This window comes from Bradyrhizobium sp. ISRA430, from assembly GCF_029909975.1.
Taxonomy (GTDB): domain Bacteria; phylum Pseudomonadota; class Alphaproteobacteria; order Rhizobiales; family Xanthobacteraceae; genus Bradyrhizobium.
The window spans coordinates 5351128-5367358 of the sequence record NZ_CP094516.1; the positions used below are offsets into that span (position 1 = coordinate 5351128).

10 protein-coding genes are annotated in these 16231 nt (G+C 66.3%); 8 read left to right on the forward strand and 2 right to left on the reverse strand.

What is annotated here, in order from left to right; all coding sequences use genetic code 11:
* Positions 1-193: 193 nt before the first annotated feature.
* The 8 genes from MTX21_RS25390 to MTX21_RS25425 all read left to right on the forward strand — a co-directional run bounded on the left by MTX21_RS25390 (position 194) and on the right by MTX21_RS25425 (position 13933).
* Positions 194-2698 (forward strand): PAS domain-containing sensor histidine kinase, encoded by a 2505-nt coding sequence (locus MTX21_RS25390; protein ID WP_280967412.1) that lies wholly within the window; start codon positions 194-196, stop codon positions 2696-2698.
* Positions 2695-4218, forward strand: coding sequence for a tRNA (adenosine(37)-N6)-threonylcarbamoyltransferase complex ATPase subunit type 1 TsaE (gene tsaE / locus MTX21_RS25395; protein WP_280967413.1), 1524 nt, complete (start codon positions 2695-2697; stop codon positions 4216-4218). Before MTX21_RS25390 ends, tsaE begins: the two co-directional genes overlap by 4 nt.
* Before the next feature lie 89 nt (positions 4219-4307).
* Positions 4308-4628 carry a PilZ domain-containing protein gene (locus MTX21_RS25400; protein ID WP_280967414.1) on the forward strand — a complete coding sequence of 107 codons (321 nt, stop codon included), beginning with the start codon at positions 4308-4310 and terminating at the stop codon, positions 4626-4628.
* Between the two features lie 124 nt (positions 4629-4752).
* On the forward strand, positions 4753-5475 hold the full coding sequence (locus MTX21_RS25405) for a nucleotidyltransferase family protein (protein ID WP_280967415.1): 723 nt from the start codon (positions 4753-4755) through the stop codon (positions 5473-5475).
* A gap of 250 nt (positions 5476-5725) precedes the next feature.
* Positions 5726-8872, forward strand: a complete 3147-nt coding sequence (gene addB, locus MTX21_RS25410) for a double-strand break repair protein AddB (protein WP_280967416.1) — start codon at positions 5726-5728, stop codon at positions 8870-8872.
* Positions 8866-12375, forward strand: coding sequence for a double-strand break repair helicase AddA (gene addA / locus MTX21_RS25415; protein WP_280967417.1), 3510 nt, complete (start codon positions 8866-8868; stop codon positions 12373-12375). The genes addB and addA overlap by 7 nt, the downstream gene beginning before the upstream one ends.
* A gap of 69 nt (positions 12376-12444) precedes the next feature.
* Positions 12445-12765: a thioredoxin gene (gene trxA, locus MTX21_RS25420; protein ID WP_008540017.1), complete on the forward strand. Its 321-nt coding sequence runs from the start codon at positions 12445-12447 to the stop codon at positions 12763-12765.
* 106 nt (positions 12766-12871) lie between these two features.
* Positions 12872-13933, forward strand: coding sequence for an ATP-dependent DNA ligase (locus MTX21_RS25425; RefSeq protein ID WP_280971315.1), 1062 nt, complete (start codon positions 12872-12874; stop codon positions 13931-13933).
* 9 nt (positions 13934-13942) lie between these two features.
* Here MTX21_RS25425 and MTX21_RS25430 read toward each other — a convergent pair whose 3' ends face one another.
* Together MTX21_RS25430 and accD are read right to left on the reverse strand one after the other, a co-directional pair.
* On the reverse strand, positions 13943-15286 hold the full coding sequence (locus MTX21_RS25430; RefSeq protein ID WP_280967418.1) for a folylpolyglutamate synthase/dihydrofolate synthase family protein: 1344 nt from the start codon (positions 15284-15286) through the stop codon (positions 13943-13945).
* Positions 15283-16224, reverse strand: coding sequence for an acetyl-CoA carboxylase, carboxyltransferase subunit beta (gene accD, locus MTX21_RS25435; protein ID WP_280967419.1), 942 nt, complete (start codon positions 16222-16224; stop codon positions 15283-15285). Before accD ends, MTX21_RS25430 begins: the two co-directional genes overlap by 4 nt.
* Positions 16225-16231: the final 7 nt, after the last annotated feature.

Genomic DNA, 16231 nt, shown 5'->3' on the forward strand with positions numbered 1-16231 from the left:
CGTACGGCAATTCCAGCCGAACCACCGCAGAATGACATGGGCTGGAACCGCCTGACCGGCATTTTTGTGGGGCCGCCCTTGCGTTCACGATCTGGACTCTTACCGGTCGAGTCACGATGAGGATATTGTCGTTTGATTCGCGTGCGGCGGGGGAAAGTCGTCGCGCGTAAATTCGTGCGGTCTTGGGGCAATTATGTCAGGCGTGATCGTGTCGATGCGTCGGACGCTGTTGTCGTGCACATCGCTGGCGCGCAACGGCCTTATGGGAAGTGCGCTGGCGGCGTTGCTGCCGGCAGCGCCTGCTCAGGCCGCCGACCTCGTCGACGCCCTCTCTACGTTGCTCGACTTCAACCGGCAGGAAGTCGCGGTGCTGACCACCGCGCTGTCTCTGCTCGGCTTCTCGGTCGTGGCCGCGATCCTGTTGATGCGCACGCGCGTGCGCACGGCAAAGAACGAGGCGCGGCTGCGCGCGCGAATCGGCGAACTGCAGCTCCAGGCCGACCGCTTGAGTGCGTTGCTGTTTGCCGAGCCGCAGATCCTGATCTCCTGGCCGGCCGGCGACAGCCGCGCGCAAATCTCGGGCGACATCTCCATGGTGATGCCGCGCGACGCCTCGCCGCAGCGCGTGCTCGCTTTCGGAACCTGGCTGCCGCCAGAACCGGCGCTGTGGATGGACCGTGCGGTCGACGCGCTGCGCGACCATGGCGACGGGTTCCAGCTCACTCTGACCACCGCCAACGGTCACACGCTCGAGGCCATCGGCCGCGCCATCGGCGGCCAGGCCATTGTCAGGATTCGTGAACTGTCGGGCCTGCGACGCGAACTGGCCGAGACCAGCCTGCGCCACAAGGCGCTGCTCGACGAGACCGAGATGCTGCGCGGCTTCGCCGCGGCGGCCCCGTGGCCGATCTGGGCCAAAGCCGAGAACGGCGCGCTGGCCTACGCCAATGCTGCCTATGTGCGCGCGACAGAGGCGACGAGCATCATCGACGCCCAGGCGCGCAAGCTCGAGCTGCTCGACAGCGCCGACCGCACCGCCATGGAGCGGAGCCTGAAGGAGGCCGCTCACTTCGCCTCGCGGCTGCCGATCGTGATCGGCGGTGAGCGCCGCATCTACGACGTGCACGCCGTCAATGTCGGCGGCGGCAGTGTCGGGGTTGCTATAGACGCCAGCGAAGCGGATGCGCTGAGCTCGGCGCTGGTCCGGATGGCGGAAGCGCATCGCCGCACGCTCAATCAGCTCTCCTCGGGCGTTGCCGTGTTCGACGGCCAGCGACGCCTCGCCTTCTACAATGACTCCTATCGGCGCCTGTGGGACCTCGACCGCACGTTCCTCGACAGCAATCCCGACGATTCCAGCGTGCTCGACCAGCTTCGTGCCGCGCGCAAATTGCCGGAGCAGCCGGACTTCCGCGCCTGGAAGGCCAAGCTGCACGAGGCTTATCGCGCGGTCGAAACCGCAAAGGACACCTGGTTCCTGCCTGACGGGCGCGCGCTGTCCGTCGTCACCACGCCGAACCCGGAAGGCGGGGTCACTTATCTGTTCGACGACGTCACCGAGAGCCTCGATCTCGCCCGCCGCTTCGATGGCCTGATCCGCGTCCAGCGCGAGACGCTGGACAGCCTCGCCGAGGGCGTGGCGGTGTTCGGCAGCAACGGCAAGGCGCAGCTATTCAACCCGGCCTTTGCCAGGATGTGGAAGCTGTCGAGCGAGGCGCTGCGCGAGGCGCCGCATATCCAGACGGTCGAAGGCTGGTGCCACCAATTATTCGACGACCCCTTCGTCTGGCGGCAGATCCGCGAGGCCATCACCTCGATCGAGAACCGCCTCGACGTACCGCTGAAGCTGGAGCGAAAGGACGGCAGCGTGCTGGACGGCATGATCCGGCCGCTGCCGGACGGGGCGACCATGCTGACCTTCCAGGACATCACCGACACCGAGAACGTCGAGCGTGCCCTGCGCGAACGCAACGAGGCGCTGGAGGCGGCCGACCAGATGAAGGTGGATTTCGTCCACCACGTCTCCTACGAGCTGCGGGCGCCGCTCACCACCATCATCGGCTTCGCGCATTTCCTCAGCGATCCCTCGACCGGGCCGCTGACGCCGAAACAGGCCGAATATCTCGACTACGTCACCAAATCGACCAACGCGCTGCTCGCGCTGACCAACAACATCCTCGATCTTGCCACCATCGACGCCGGCGCCATGAAGCTGGAGCTCGGCCCGGTGGACGTCAGCAAGACCATTGAGCTAGCCGCCGAAGGCATCCAGGACCGGCTCGCCACCGACCGCATCCGCCTCAAGGTCGAGATCGCGCCCGATATCGGCAGCTTTATCGGCGACGAGAAGCGCGTGGTGCAGGTGCTCTATAACCTGCTCGCCAACGCCGTCGGGTTTTCTCCCCAGGATTCGGCCGTCGGCATCAGCGCGCGACGCACCGAGCGCAGCGTGGTCTTCACTGTGACAGATTCTGGGCCTGGAATACCTGCCGACATGAAGGACAAGGTGTTCAACTGGTTCGAAAGCCGCTCGCAGGGCTCGCGTCACCGCGGCGCCGGGCTGGGGCTGTCACTGGTGCGCTCCTTCGTCGAGCTGCATGGCGGCAAGGTGCGGGTGGATTCGATCGTCGGCAAGGGCACGGTCGTGATCTGCGACTTCCCGACCGACCAGGCGGCGCATCGCGACGCCGCCGAATGACCGCGCCGACCACATTCTCCGTCGCGCTTGCCAACGAGGCGGCCACCGCAAAGCTGATGGCCGATCTCGCGCTGCTGGTTGGTCCGGGCGACCTCATCGCGCTCTACGGCGATCTCGGCGCCGGCAAGACCGCGGCCGCGCGCGCCATGATCCGCTATCTCGCCGACGACGAAGCGCTGGAAGTGCCGAGCCCGACCTTCACACTGGTGCAGAGCTATGAGCTGTCGCCTTTCCCGGTGCTCCATGCCGATCTCTATCGCGTGGAGGACGAGAGCGAGCTCGAGGAAATCGGGCTGTCGCCGCTGCCGGAAGGCACGCTCGTGCTGATCGAGTGGCCGGAGCGCGCGCCCTCGGCGATGCCTGAGGATCGCATCGAGATAGTGCTGACGCACCGGCCGGCGCTGGGCTCGACCGCCCGCGCCGCCGACATCACCGGCTACGGCAAGGGCTCAGCCCAAGTCGCGCGGCTGAAGGCGCTGCGCGAATTCCTCGACGCGTCCGGCTATATCGACGCGACGCGACGGCGGATGGCCGGCGACGCCTCGACCCGCTCCTACGCGCGGCTGCTGCGCGACGACGGAATCGTCATCCTCATGAACTTTCCGCAGCGGCCGGATGGTGCCGCGATCTACAACGGAAAGTCCTATAGCGCTGCGGTGCATCTCGCCGAGAACGTCAAGCCCTTCGTTGCCATCGACGAGGGCCTGCGCGCGCAGGGCATCTCCGCGCCCGCAATCCACCACGCCGACCTCGACCACGGCTTCCTGATCACCGAAGATTTTGGCAGCAAGGGCGTGATCGAAGGCGATCCGCCGCGGCCGATCGTTGAGCGGTACGAAGTCGCGACCGACCTGCTGGCTGTGCTGCATGCCAAGATTCTGCCGGAGACGCTGCCGCTAGCAGGAGATACGACCTACGCCATTCCGGTCTTCGATACCGACGCGCTGCTGATCGAAATCGGATTGATGCCGGAATGGTATCTGCCCGACCGCAACGCTCCGCTCAGTGACGAGGCTCGCGCCGAATTCGTCGCGATGTGGCGCGAGCTGCTGCAGAAGCCGATGGCCGCGCCGAAGACCTGGGTGCTGCGCGACTTCCATTCGCCCAACATGATCTGGCTTGCCGACCGCGACGGCATCGCGCGCGTCGGGGTGATCGATTTCCAGGACACCGTGCTGGGACCGCAGTCCTACGATGTCGTGTCGCTGCTTCAGGACGCCCGGATCGACGTGCCCGAAAGCCTCGAGCTGACGCTGCTGTCGCGCTACATCAAGGCGCGCCGCACCCAGGATACGAGCTTCGATCCCGCCGGCTTCGCCGAACTCTACGCCATCATGTCGGCGCAGCGGAACACGCGCCTGCTCGGCACCTTTGCGCGGCTCAACCGCCGCGACGGCAAGCCGCATTACCTGCGTCACCAGCCGCGGATCTGGACCTACCTGCAGCGCTCGCTGGCCCATCCCGCGCTGGCGCATTTGCGCGACTGGTACCTCGCCAACGTCCCGCCTCCCCAATCCTGACGCGGGGTCCCGATTTACCGGCTGTTAGCCAAGACGCCAGTATTGTGGCGGCGAGGCAGCCGGATAACCACGGGGCTGGAGCAGGATAGATGGCGGTGAAGACGGATCAGCGCGGGAACAACAACCGGGTTGTTTTCGAGCGCGGGATTCCGGCCCACATGATGGGTATCGACGGCACCTGGCGGCGTGACTGCACCATGGAGGACGTCTCCGAGACCGGCGCCAAGCTGACCATCGAGGGCTCCGTCGAAGGCTTGCACCTCAAGGAATTCTTTCTGCTGTTATCGTCCACCGGACTTGCATACCGACGCTGCGAACTTGCTTGGGTGAATGGCGATCAGATCGGCGTCAATTTCCTCAAATTGGGCGACAAGAAGAAAAGGGCACGTTCCACATCCGTCGGCGCGTGACGGCAACACTCGTCGTACAAACGTCACGTCGGGTGATTAAGGCGGTCGATGAACCATACGGTCGGCTACGCTCCGTGATAGGATTGCTGCGACCGCGAATTTCGAGAGTCTGGGAAAGCCAGGAATGTCCGTCAAACCGACCAAAGCCATGGTGCTCGCCGCAGGGCTTGGCCTGCGCATGCGCCCCCTGACGGACAGGATGCCGAAGCCGCTAGTGTCGGTGGCCGGACAGCCCCTGCTCGATCATGTGCTCGACAAGCTCGATCAGGCCGGCGTGGCCGAGGCGGTGGTCAACGTGCACTATTTGCCGGACCAGATCGTCAACCACGTCGCGGGCCGCCAGCATCCGCGCGTGACCATTTCCGACGAACGCGACCAGGTGCTCGGCACCGGCGGCGGCGTGGTCAAGGCGCTGCCGCTGCTCGGTGATGCGCCGTTTTTCCACGTCAATTCCGACACGCTGTGGATCGACGGCGTGCGCTCGAACCTGGCGCGGCTTGCCGAAAACTTCGATCCCGCAAGGATGGACATCCTGCTCTTGATGGCGCCGACCGCCACCAGCATCGGTTACAGCGGCCGCGGCGACTACGGCATGCTGCCCGACGGCGCCCTGCGCAAGCGCAAGGAAAAAGAGGTCGTTCCGTTCGTCTATGCGGGCGCAGCGATCCTGTCGCCGTCGATCTTCGCCGGCGCGCCGAAGGGCGAATTCTCGCTGACGAAAATGTTCGATCGTGCCAACGAGCAGGAGCGGCTGTTCGGACTGCGGCTCGACGGCGTCTGGATGCATGTCGGCACGCCCGACGCCGTGCACGCCGCGGAAGAGGCGTTTCTGGAGAGCGTGGCGTAGGCCACCATCACGGACGTTGTCATGCCCCGCGCAGGCGGGGCATCCAGGTACGCCGCGGCCTCTCCATGGAATCTCCGGCGTCTCTGGAACACTTCATCATCCGCTTTCGCGGATGATGACAGCGGTGAGAAAGGCGCCAGAGTCGCCCATCCTACGAGATGCTGCGAACAACGGGGAACACCTCGCCCGCACGCATGACCATTTGAGGCTCTCTCCCTATATTGGCGCCTGATTCCGAATCAGGCAGCTCATGCGCGTTTTCAGTGTCCCCGTCTCAGTTCCATTCCTGCGCACGGTCGTGTCAGCTCTGCTCGACGGCCGGCTGGTCGAGGGATTCGAGGCGCGGAAGCAGCCGGCGCGGCTTGCGGACGCCACGCTGTACCTGCCGACCCGGCGCGCGATGCGCGTCGTCCGCGAGATCTTCCTCGACGAGATGACGGCTGACGCGGCGGTGCTGCCGCGCATCGTCGCGCTCGGCGATATCGACGAGGATGAGCTCGCCTTCGCCGACGAAGCCGAGCAGTTTTCGGCCGCGGCGCCGCTCGACATTCCGCCGCGACTGGGCGAGCTCGAACGGCGGCTGACGCTGGCGCGGCTGGTCGCGGCCTGGGCCAAGGGCCCGGTGCTGGCTCCGCTGGTGGTCGGAGGTCCGGCTTCGACGCTTGCGCTCGCCGGCGATCTGGCGCGCTTGATCGACGACATGGTGACGCGCGGCGTCGACTGGAGCGCGCTCGACGGACTCGTGCCGGACCAGCTCGACCAATATTGGCAGCACTCGCTCGAATTCCTGCGCATCGCGCGCATCGCCTGGCCAAGTCACCTCGCTGAAATCAACAGGATCGAACCCGCGGCGCGGCGCGATCTTCTGATCGCCGCGGAAGCGAAGCGGCTGACCGCGCATCCGCGCGGGCCCGTAATCGCAGCCGGCTCGACGGGCTCGATGCCGGCCACCGCAAAATTCCTGCATGCCGTCGCTTCGCTGCCGCATGGCGCAGTGGTATTGCCCGGACTCGACACTGATCTCGACGAGGACGCCTGGCGGACCATTGGTGGCGTCCGCGATGCACTCGGCAAGTTCGCTGAGCATCCGGCGTCGAACCATCCGCAATATGCCATGCACGCCTTGTTGCAGCGGTTCGGCATCAAGCGCAGCGATGTCGACATCCTCCGGCCGGCAGCGGAAGGCGGCCGCGATCTCCTGGCATCCGAATCGATGCGGCCATCCGCCAAGACCGAGATCTGGCACGACCGGTTAAAACAGCCCGATGTCGCCGCAAAAATCGCCGCCGGCATGACGAACGTCGCCGTCGTCGAGGCGCCCAACCCCGAGATGGAAGCGCTCGCGATCGCCATCGCGATGCGCGAGGCGCGCCACCTCGGCAAGTCGGCGGCGCTGGTGACGCCGGACCGCGCGCTGGCACGGCGGGTGATGGCCGCACTCACCCGGTGGGATCTCGCCTTTGATGATTCCGGCGGCGATGTGCTGATGGAAACCTCTGCCGGCATATTTGCGCGCCTCGCGGCCGAAGCGACCACGAAGGGATTGGAGCCGCCGACGCTGCTGGCGCTGCTCAAGCATCCGCTGTGCCGGCTTGGCCGTGCACCGGGCCAGTGGAAGGCGGCCATCGAGGGCCTGGAGCTTGCGGCGCTGCGCGGGACGCGACCGCCAGCGGGAACGGCGGGCCTAACCCGCGAATTCAACCGCTTTCGCGAGGAGCTCGCAAAGCTGTGGCAGAGCGAGGTCTCGTCGCTGCACCCCGCGGAACTCCGGGCGCGTCTCAAGGCCGAGGATCTCGATCGCATCCAGGCGCTGATCGCGGCCCTGCAAACTGCGTTGGCGCCGATCGAAAGTCTGGTACCAGCAAGGCCGTACGACTTCGCCGAGCTGGCGCATCGGCATCGCGAGATCCTGATCGGGCTGTCGCGCGACGAGCAGGGCATTCCGCTCGCCTTCGAGGAGCGCGACGGTTTCGCGCTCGCCGCCGCCTTCGATGATCTGCTGCGCGGCGGAACGACGAGTGGATTGATGGTGCCTATGCCGGACTATGCGGATGTGTTCCAGACCGCGTTCGGCGACCGCGCGGTACGCCGTCCGGACAAGCCGGGCGCGCGACTCCAGATTTACGGCCCGCTGGAATCGCGCTTGATGCAGGCTGATCGCGTCATCATCGGCGGACTGATCGAGGGCGTCTGGCCGCCGGCGCCACGTATCGATCCCTGGCTGAGCCGGCCGATGCGGCACGAGCTCGGCCTCGATCTTCCGGAGCGGCGCATCGGCCTCTCCGCCCATGACTTTGCGCAGCTACTCGGCGCGGACGAAGTCATCCTCACCCATTCCGCCAAGACCGGTGGCGCGCCGGCGGTGGCCTCGCGCTTCCTGCACCGGCTGGAAGCCGTCGCGGGCGATGCGCACTGGAAGGTCGCGAAACGCGCCGGCGAGAAGTACGTGCAGTTCGCGGGCGCGCTGGACCAACCCGAAATGGTCAAGCCGATCAAGCAGCCGGAGCCGCGGCCGCCGCGCGCCGCGCGGCCGCTCAAACTGTCGGTCACCGCGATCGAAGACTGGCTGCGCGACCCCTACACGATCTACGCCAGACACATTCTGCGGCTCGACGCGCTCGATCCCGTCGACATGCCGCTCTCGGCCGCCGACCGCGGCTCGGCGATCCACGATGCGCTCGGCGAGTTCACCGAAACCTATGCAGCACACCTGCCCGACGACCCCGCCCGCGTGCTGCACGCGATCGGCGAAAAGCATTTTGCGCCGTTGATGGAGCGACCCGAAGCGCGCGCGCTGTGGTGGCCGCGCTTCCAGCGCATCGCGCGCTGGTTCGGCGAATGGGAGACCGCGCGCCGCAATGTGATCGAGGCGATCACCGCGGAGACCCATGGTGAGATCTCGATTCTCCTCGACAATGAACGCAGCTTCCGCCTCTCCGCCCGCGCCGACCGCATCGAGCGGCGGCAAGGCGGCAGCTATGCTATCCTCGACTACAAGACCGGCCAGCCGCCGACCGCAAAGCAGGTCCGCATGGGCCTGTCGCCGCAGCTCACGCTGGAAGCGGCGATCCTGCGGGAGGGCGGCTTCCCCGACATCGACGCGGGCGCCTCGGTGAGCCAACTCGTCTATGTCCGCCTCAGCGGCAACAATCCACCGGGCGAGGAGCGCATCCTCGAGCTCAAGATCAAGCAAAGCGACACGCCGCAGCCACCGGACACCGCGGCCGCCGAGGCGAGGGTGAAGCTCGAGGCGCTGATCCGCGCCTTCGAGGACGAGAACCAGCCCTACACCTCGCTGAACCTGCCGATGTGGACCAACCGCTACGGCGCTTATGACGACCTCGCCCGGATCAAGGAATGGTCGGCGGCCGGCGGATTGGGAATCGAAGAATGGTGAAGGCGCCGCGTCCCATTCCCGACGCGGTGCGCGCGACGCAAGCACGCGCGTCGGACCCGACCGCCTCGGCCTTCGTGTCGGCCAATGCCGGTTCTGGCAAGACACATGTGCTGGTCCAGCGTGTGATCCGCCTGTTGCTGTCGGGCGTGCCGCCGGAAAAGATCCTCTGCATCACCTTCACCAAGGCGGCTGCCGCCAACATGGCCGAGCGCGTGTTCACCACGCTCGGCCATTGGGTGACGCTGGACGATGCCGCGCTCGACGAGGCAATCCGCGCGGCCGGCATCCCCTACCCCAACGCGAAGCTGCGCCGCGAAGCGCGAAAGCTGTTCGCCTGCGCACTGGAGACGCCGGGCGGGCTGAAGGTGCAGACCATCCACGCGCTGTGCACGCGCCTGCTCCAGCAGTTTCCGTTCGAGGCCAATGTGCCGGCGCGCTTCGCCGTGATCGATGAGCGCGACCAGACCGACATGATGGAGCGTGCCAATCTGAAGGTGCTGCTGGAGGCCGCGCGCGATCCGGAGAGCGTCACCGGCCGCGCGCTGCTGACCGCGATGGCGAACGCCGCCGATGTCACCTTCAAGGAGGTCGTGCGCGAAGCCTGTCTCAGCCGCGACCATTTCATGGCCTGGACCGACGAAGCCGGCAGCGCCCAAGCCGCGGCCGCGCAGATGGCGGCGGCGCTCGGCGTCGGTGCCGCCGACCGCATCGAGGACATCGAGCAGGAGATTCTCGATGGTCCGTTCCTGCCGCGATCGCGCTGGGACGACATCGCGTTTGCGCTGGAGGACGGCAGCAAATCCGACAACGATCAAGCCGGCCGTCTTCGCGAGGCAAAGGTATTCTCCGGCAGCACGCAGGTCGACGCCTATCTCGGCGTGTTCCTCACCGACGACAAGTTGCCGCGCAAGGCGGTGTTGACCAAGAAGTTTTGCGATCACAATCCCTCCGTCGCGCGCCTGTTCGAGGCCGAGGCGCAACGCCTTGGCGGGCTGATCGAGAAGCGCCGCGCGGTCACCGTCCGCGATCGCACCGAGGCCCTCTTGCACATCGCGACCGCTGCTGCAGCGAACTACCGGCGCGAGAAGCAGGAGCGCGGGCTGCTCGACTATGACGACCTGATCGACAAGACGCTGGCCATGCTGAACCGCGTCACCTCGGGTTGGGTGCATTACAAGCTCGACCGCGGCGTCGACCATGTGCTGATCGACGAGGCCCAGGACACGAGCCCGCGGCAATGGGACATCGTCGCGCACATTATCTCCGAGTTCACCGCCGGCGAAGGCGCGCGCGAAGGTCTGAACCGCACCATCTTCGCCGTCGGCGACGAGAAGCAGTCGATCTTTTCGTTCCAGGGGGCCGCACCCCACGAATTTGATGCGCGCCGGCGCGAGCTGCACCGCAAGTTCACCGCCGCGGGGCTGAAGTTCGATCCGGTCGCCTTCACCTATTCGTTCCGCTCGGGTGCAACGATCCTCCACTCGGTCGACCACGTCTTCCGCGCGCCGGAGATCTACAAGAGCATCCATGCGCTCGAGATCGGCCATCCCCTGCACAATGCGCTCGCCGATGCAGGTCCGAGCGTGATCGAGCTCTGGGACCTCGCCGAGGCCGACGACCGCCAGGATATCGAAGGCTGGCGCGCGCCGTTCGATGGCGTCTCCGTCACCAGTCCCGAAGTCAAGCTCGCCCGCCGCATCCAGGCCGAGATCAAGCGACTGGTCGAGAGCGGCACGCTGACCGGACACGAAGGCGAACGCCGGCCGCTGCGCTATGGCGATATGCTGATCCTGGTGCGCCGACGCGGCAACGCTTTCGACGCCGTCATCCAGGCATTGAAGCACGCCAATATTCCAGTCGCCGGCGCCGACCGGCTCAAGCTCACCGAGCACATCGCGATCATCGATTTGATGAACCTCGCCGATGCGCTGCTGCTGCCGCAGGACGATCTCGCGCTCGCGGTGGCGCTCAAGAGCCCGCTGTTCGGGCTCGACGAGGACGACCTCTTTACGCTCGCCTGGGAGCGCAAGGGATCGTTGCGCCGCGCACTCGGCGAGCACGCTGCAACACATGACAAGTTCAACGCGGCGCTGCGGCGCTTGGAAGCCTGCGAGGCGCGCGCGCGCGACGAGACGCCGTTCGCCTTCTATGCCTGGCTGCTCGGCGGCGACGGCGGCCGCGCGCGCATCCTGCGGCGGCTCGGCCACGAGGCCAACGACGCGCTCGACGAATTTCTGGAGCTCGCGCTGAACTATGAGCGCAAGGCGCCGGCCTCGCTGCAGGGCTTCATGGCCTGGCTGCGCTCGGCCGATACCGAGGTGAAGCGCGACATGGAGATCTCGCGCGACGAGGTGCGGGTGATGACCGTGCACGGCGCCAAGGGCCTGGAGGCCTCGGTCGTGTTCATGGTCGACACGACGTCCTCGCCCGCGGACACGCAGCGCCTGCGTCTGATCCATGTGCCGCGCGGAAATGGCCGCGAGGTGGTGGTTTGGGCCGGCCGCAAGGCGGATGATCCGGAGCCGGTCGTCGATGCGCGCAAAGCCATGCTCGAGGAGACCGAGGACGAATATCGCCGCCTGCTCTATGTCGCGATGACGCGAGCGGCCGACCGGCTGATCGTCGGCGGCTGCATGCCCGGCAACATGAAAACGGTCCGCAAGCTGAGTTGGTACGACCTGATCGACACGGGGCTCACCGGCTCCGGCCTGGAGAAGCAAACGGTCGAGACGCCGCTAGGCAAGGTGACCCGCTTCGCCCGGCCTGAAGATGTCGCGGCGCTGGGAACGCCCGCGACCTCGGTGGACCAGGCGATCGCGCTGCCGGCGTGGCTACAGACGCCGGCGCCGCGCGAAATCCTCGACGACGATGCGGTGCGCCCGTCCGGGCAGGCCGCCGACGAAGGCCGCGCGGTTCGGACCGGCGAATCGGTCCAGTCCCGTGCGCTGGCGCTGCAGCGCGGCACGCTGGTGCACCGTCTCTTGCAATCCCTCCCCGACATCGCCACTGAGCGCCGGCGCGAAGCCGCGCTTGGCTTCATGACACGGAACGCGGCGGATTGGACGGAGGCTGACCGCGCCGCACTGGCCGACAAGGTGCTCGCCTTGATTGCCGAGCCGCGCTTCGCACCGGTCTTTGCCGCCGGCAGCCGGGCGGAGGTGGCCATCGCCGGCCGGCTGGAGCGGCCCGGCCGGCCGCCGGCGCTGGTGTCCGGGCAAATCGACCGGCTTGTCGTCGGCCCGAACGAGGTTCTGATCGTCGATTTCAAGACCAATCAAGCGGCGCCCAAGAGCGCCGCTGAGGCGCCGGCGGCCTATGTCCGGCAGCTCGCGCTGTACCGGGCGGTGCTCGCCCGGCTTTATCCCCAGACGCCGATCCGTGCCGTCCTGCTCTGGACCGAGGCTCTTGAATACATGGAGATTTCAGCCCCCGCGCTGGACGCGGCGCTGGCATCCCTTCATGTCGGCGTGAGCATCCTTGACCCGGCAAGGGGCCGTTCATAGGTTGACGCCATGATCCCGGGCGCGATTCCACGTCGCGCCGATTCTCTTTCAACCGAGTGAGGTACTCCAATGGCCGTTAGCAAGGTTTCCGACGCCGATTTCGAAGCCGAGGTGCTCAAGGCGAACGGCCCTGTGGTCGTCGATTTCTGGGCCGAATGGTGCGGCCCCTGTCGCATGATCGCCCCCGCGCTCGACGAGATCGCCGGCGCGATGGGCGACAAGGTCAAGATCGTCAAGCTCAACGTCGACGAGAGCCCGAAGACCGCGTCGAAGTACGGCGTGATGTCGATTCCGACCCTGATGATCTTCAAGGGCGGCGAGATGGCCTCCCGCCAGGTCGGCGCGGCGCCGAAGGCGAAGCTGCAGCAGTGGATCACCTCCGCGGTCTGATCGTTTCGCGAGATACGATTATTTTCGAGAACGGCCGGCGAAATGCCGGCCGTTTGCGTTGAAGGGGCATGTCCTGCGCTGACGCGTTGATTCACGAGTCTCGCCCTTGCCCGCCACTCCCGCAAAACGCGTGCGAAAATCCAACCCCCTGGTTGCGATGGAGGCGCGGTCGGTCGATGCAATCCCGCGCGGCAAGGAATGGCAGTACGAACCCAAATGGGACGGCTTTCGCTGCCTGCTCTCGCGTGATGGCAGCCACGTCGATCTCCGCTCGAAATCCGGCGAGGATCTCGCGCGCTATTTTCCTGAAATTGTCGCCGCCGCTCTGGCGCTCAAGCCGCGGCGTTTCACGCTGGACGGCGAGATCGTCGTGCCGCAAGGCAAGGCCTTCTCCTTTGACGCGCTGCTGCAACGCATTCATCCCGCTGCAAGCCGCGTGAAAAAACTCTCACAGGAAACGCCGGCGCTTTATCTGACCTTCGACCTGCTCGCGACGGCCGGGCAGAAGCAGCTTGCCGAGAAGCCGCTGAGCGAACGAAGGCCGGCGCTGGAAGCTTTTGCGAAAGCCAACCTCCAAAGCAGCCCAGTCTTCCGCCTGTCGTCGACCACGACGAGCTATGCTACGGCCAAAAAGTGGCTGGCGCAGTCAGGCGGCGGCTCGGACGGCATCATCGCCAAGCGCATCGATCTGCCCTATCAGGCCGGCAATCGCGATGGCATGCAGAAGATCAAGAAATCCCGCAGCGCCGATTGCGTGGTCGGCGGCTTCCGCTATGCGACCAGCAGGATTGCGAACCGGAGAGTGGTCGGCTCGCTGCTGCTCGGGCTCTATGACGACAAGGGTCTCCTGAACCATGTCGGTTTCACCTCGGCGATCAAGGCGGAGGAGAAGCCGGCACTGACCGACCGTTTGGAGGCGCTGATCGCAAAACCCGGCTTCACCGGCAACGCGCCGGGCGGCCCGAGCCGATGGTCGACCGAACGTTCGGCGAAATGGTGCCCGCTCAAGCCGAAGCTCGTGATCGAGGTCTGCTACGATCATTTCAGCGGCGAGCGCTTCCGCCACGGCACCTCAATTCTGCGCTGGCGTCCCGACAAGGCGCCGCGGCAATGCACCTTCGAGCAGCTCAAGCAGAAGGTTGCCAATCCGATGAAGATGCTTGAGTGAAATTCGCGCTTACGCAGGAGGCGTGCCGTTGATCCCGAGCACATGGCCAGCCAGATAGAGCGAGCCGGTGATCAGGATGCGCGGCGGCACCTCGTAGGCGAGGATGGACAGCGCGCGTAGGGCGGCTTCGATGCCGGGAGCGATCTCGACGCGCATGCCGAAGCTGCGCGCGGCATCCGCGAGGCGGTCGACCGGCATGGCATTTTCGGTGTCCGGGATCGGCACCGCTATGATGTGACGGGTGAGGCCGGCAAAGTTGGCAAGGAAGCCTCGCGCGTCCTTGTTGGCCATCATGCCGGCGATGACGACGAGCGGCCGCGACACCCGCTCCTCGAGGTCGCCGAGCGCGGCCGCCGCGACGCGGCCGCCCTCGGCGTTGTGTCCGCCATCGAGCCAGATCTCGGAGCCCTGGGGTCCCCAGCCGAGCAGCTCGCCCGAAGTGATGCGCTGCATCCGCGCCGGCCATTCGGCGCCGACGATGCCGGCTTCGAACGCCGCATGATTGATCTTGAACGCGTTCGTCGCACGCAGCGTCGCGATCGCAAGGCCGGCGTTGTCGAACTGGTGGCGGCCGAACAGGCGCGGCGCCGCCAGATCCATCAGGCCGCGATCGTCGGAATAGACCAGCCGCCCGTGCTCGACATTGACGTGCCAGCTCTCGCCTGCAGCGAACAGCGGCGCGCGCATGCGCCTGGCCTGGGCCTCGATCACGGCCATCGCCTCCGGCGCCTGCTCGGCACAAACCACGGGCACGCCGCGTTTGATGATGGCGGCCTTCTCCGCGGCGATCGACGCCAACGTTTCGCCGAGGAAATCCGTGTGATCCATGCTGATCGGCGTGATGACGCACGCGAGCGGTGCATCGACGACATTGGTCGAATCGAGCCGGCCACCGAGACCAACTTCGAGCAGCACCACATCGGCCGGATTTTGCGCGAACAGATGGAACGCCGCGGCGGTCTTCAGCTCGAACACGGTCGCAGGCTCGCCTTCATTGACGCGCTCGACCTCCTGGAGCGCGTCACGCAATTCGTCGTCGCCAACGAGCACACCGCCGCCGATACGGCCAAGCCGAAAGCATTCGTTGATGCGCACGAGATAGGGCGAGGTATAGGCGTGAACGCGCAGGCTAGCCGCCTCCAGCGTCGCCCGCAGATACGCGAGCGTCGAGCCCTTGCCGTTGGTGCCGGCAATATGGATCACCGGCGGCAGCTTGCGCTCGGGATGGCCGAGCCGGTCGAGCAGACGGTGCATCCGCTCGAGCCCGAGATCGATGCGCTTTTGATGCAGGGCCGATAGCCGCCCGATCAGGTCGTCGAGCGACGGCTTTGCACTGGGTACAGAGGCGTTCACGCGTGCGGCGCGGCCGGCGCCACCTCGGGGGCCGATACGATCTGGGCCGGGCTGGCCACCGGCTGCGTCGGCTTCGATGCGCCCTCAAGCGCCGGCGACTTGGTCAGCAGGCGGCAGAGCCGCGCCAGGGTCGGACGGAGATCATGGCGATGCACGACCATGTCGACCATGCCATGTTCCTTCAGGTATTCGGCGCGCTGAAAGCCCTCGGGGAGTTTTTCGCGGATGGTCTGCTCGATGACGCGCGCCCCGGCGAAGCCGATCAGCGCGCCGGGCTCGGCAATCTGCACGTCGCCGAGCATCGCATAGGACGCCGTAACGCCGCCGGTGGTCGGGTTGGTCAGGACGACGATGTAGGGCTGCTTTGCCTCGCGCAGCATCTGCACCGCCACCGTCGTGCGCGGCATCTGCATCAGCGACAAGATGCCTTCCTGCATGCGCGCGCCGCCGCTCGCGGCGAATACGATGAAGGGCGACTTCTTCTCGACCGCGAGCTCGAGCCCGCGCACGATGGCTTCGCCTGCGGCCATGCCGAGCGAGCCGCCCATGAAATCGAAATCCTGCACGGCGACGACGACGGCGGCGCCCTCGAGCTTGCCGTACCCGACCTTGATCGCATCGTTCAAATTGGTGCGCGCGCGGGCATCCTTGATGCGGTCGACGTATTTCTTCTCGTCGCGGAACTTGAGCGGATCAGGGGTGACTTCGGGCAGCGCGACGTCGAACCAGGTCTCGTTGTCGAAGATCGATTTCAGACGCGCCACCGCGCCCATGCGCATGTGGTAGTTCGAGCCGGGGATGACGAACTGGTTGGCCTCGACGTCCTTGTAGAACACGAGCTGCCCGGAATCCGGACACTTGATCCACAGGTTCTCCGGCGTCTCCCGCCGCAGCATGTTGCGGATCTTCGGCCGGACCACATTGGTAAGCCAGTTCATGGTTTGC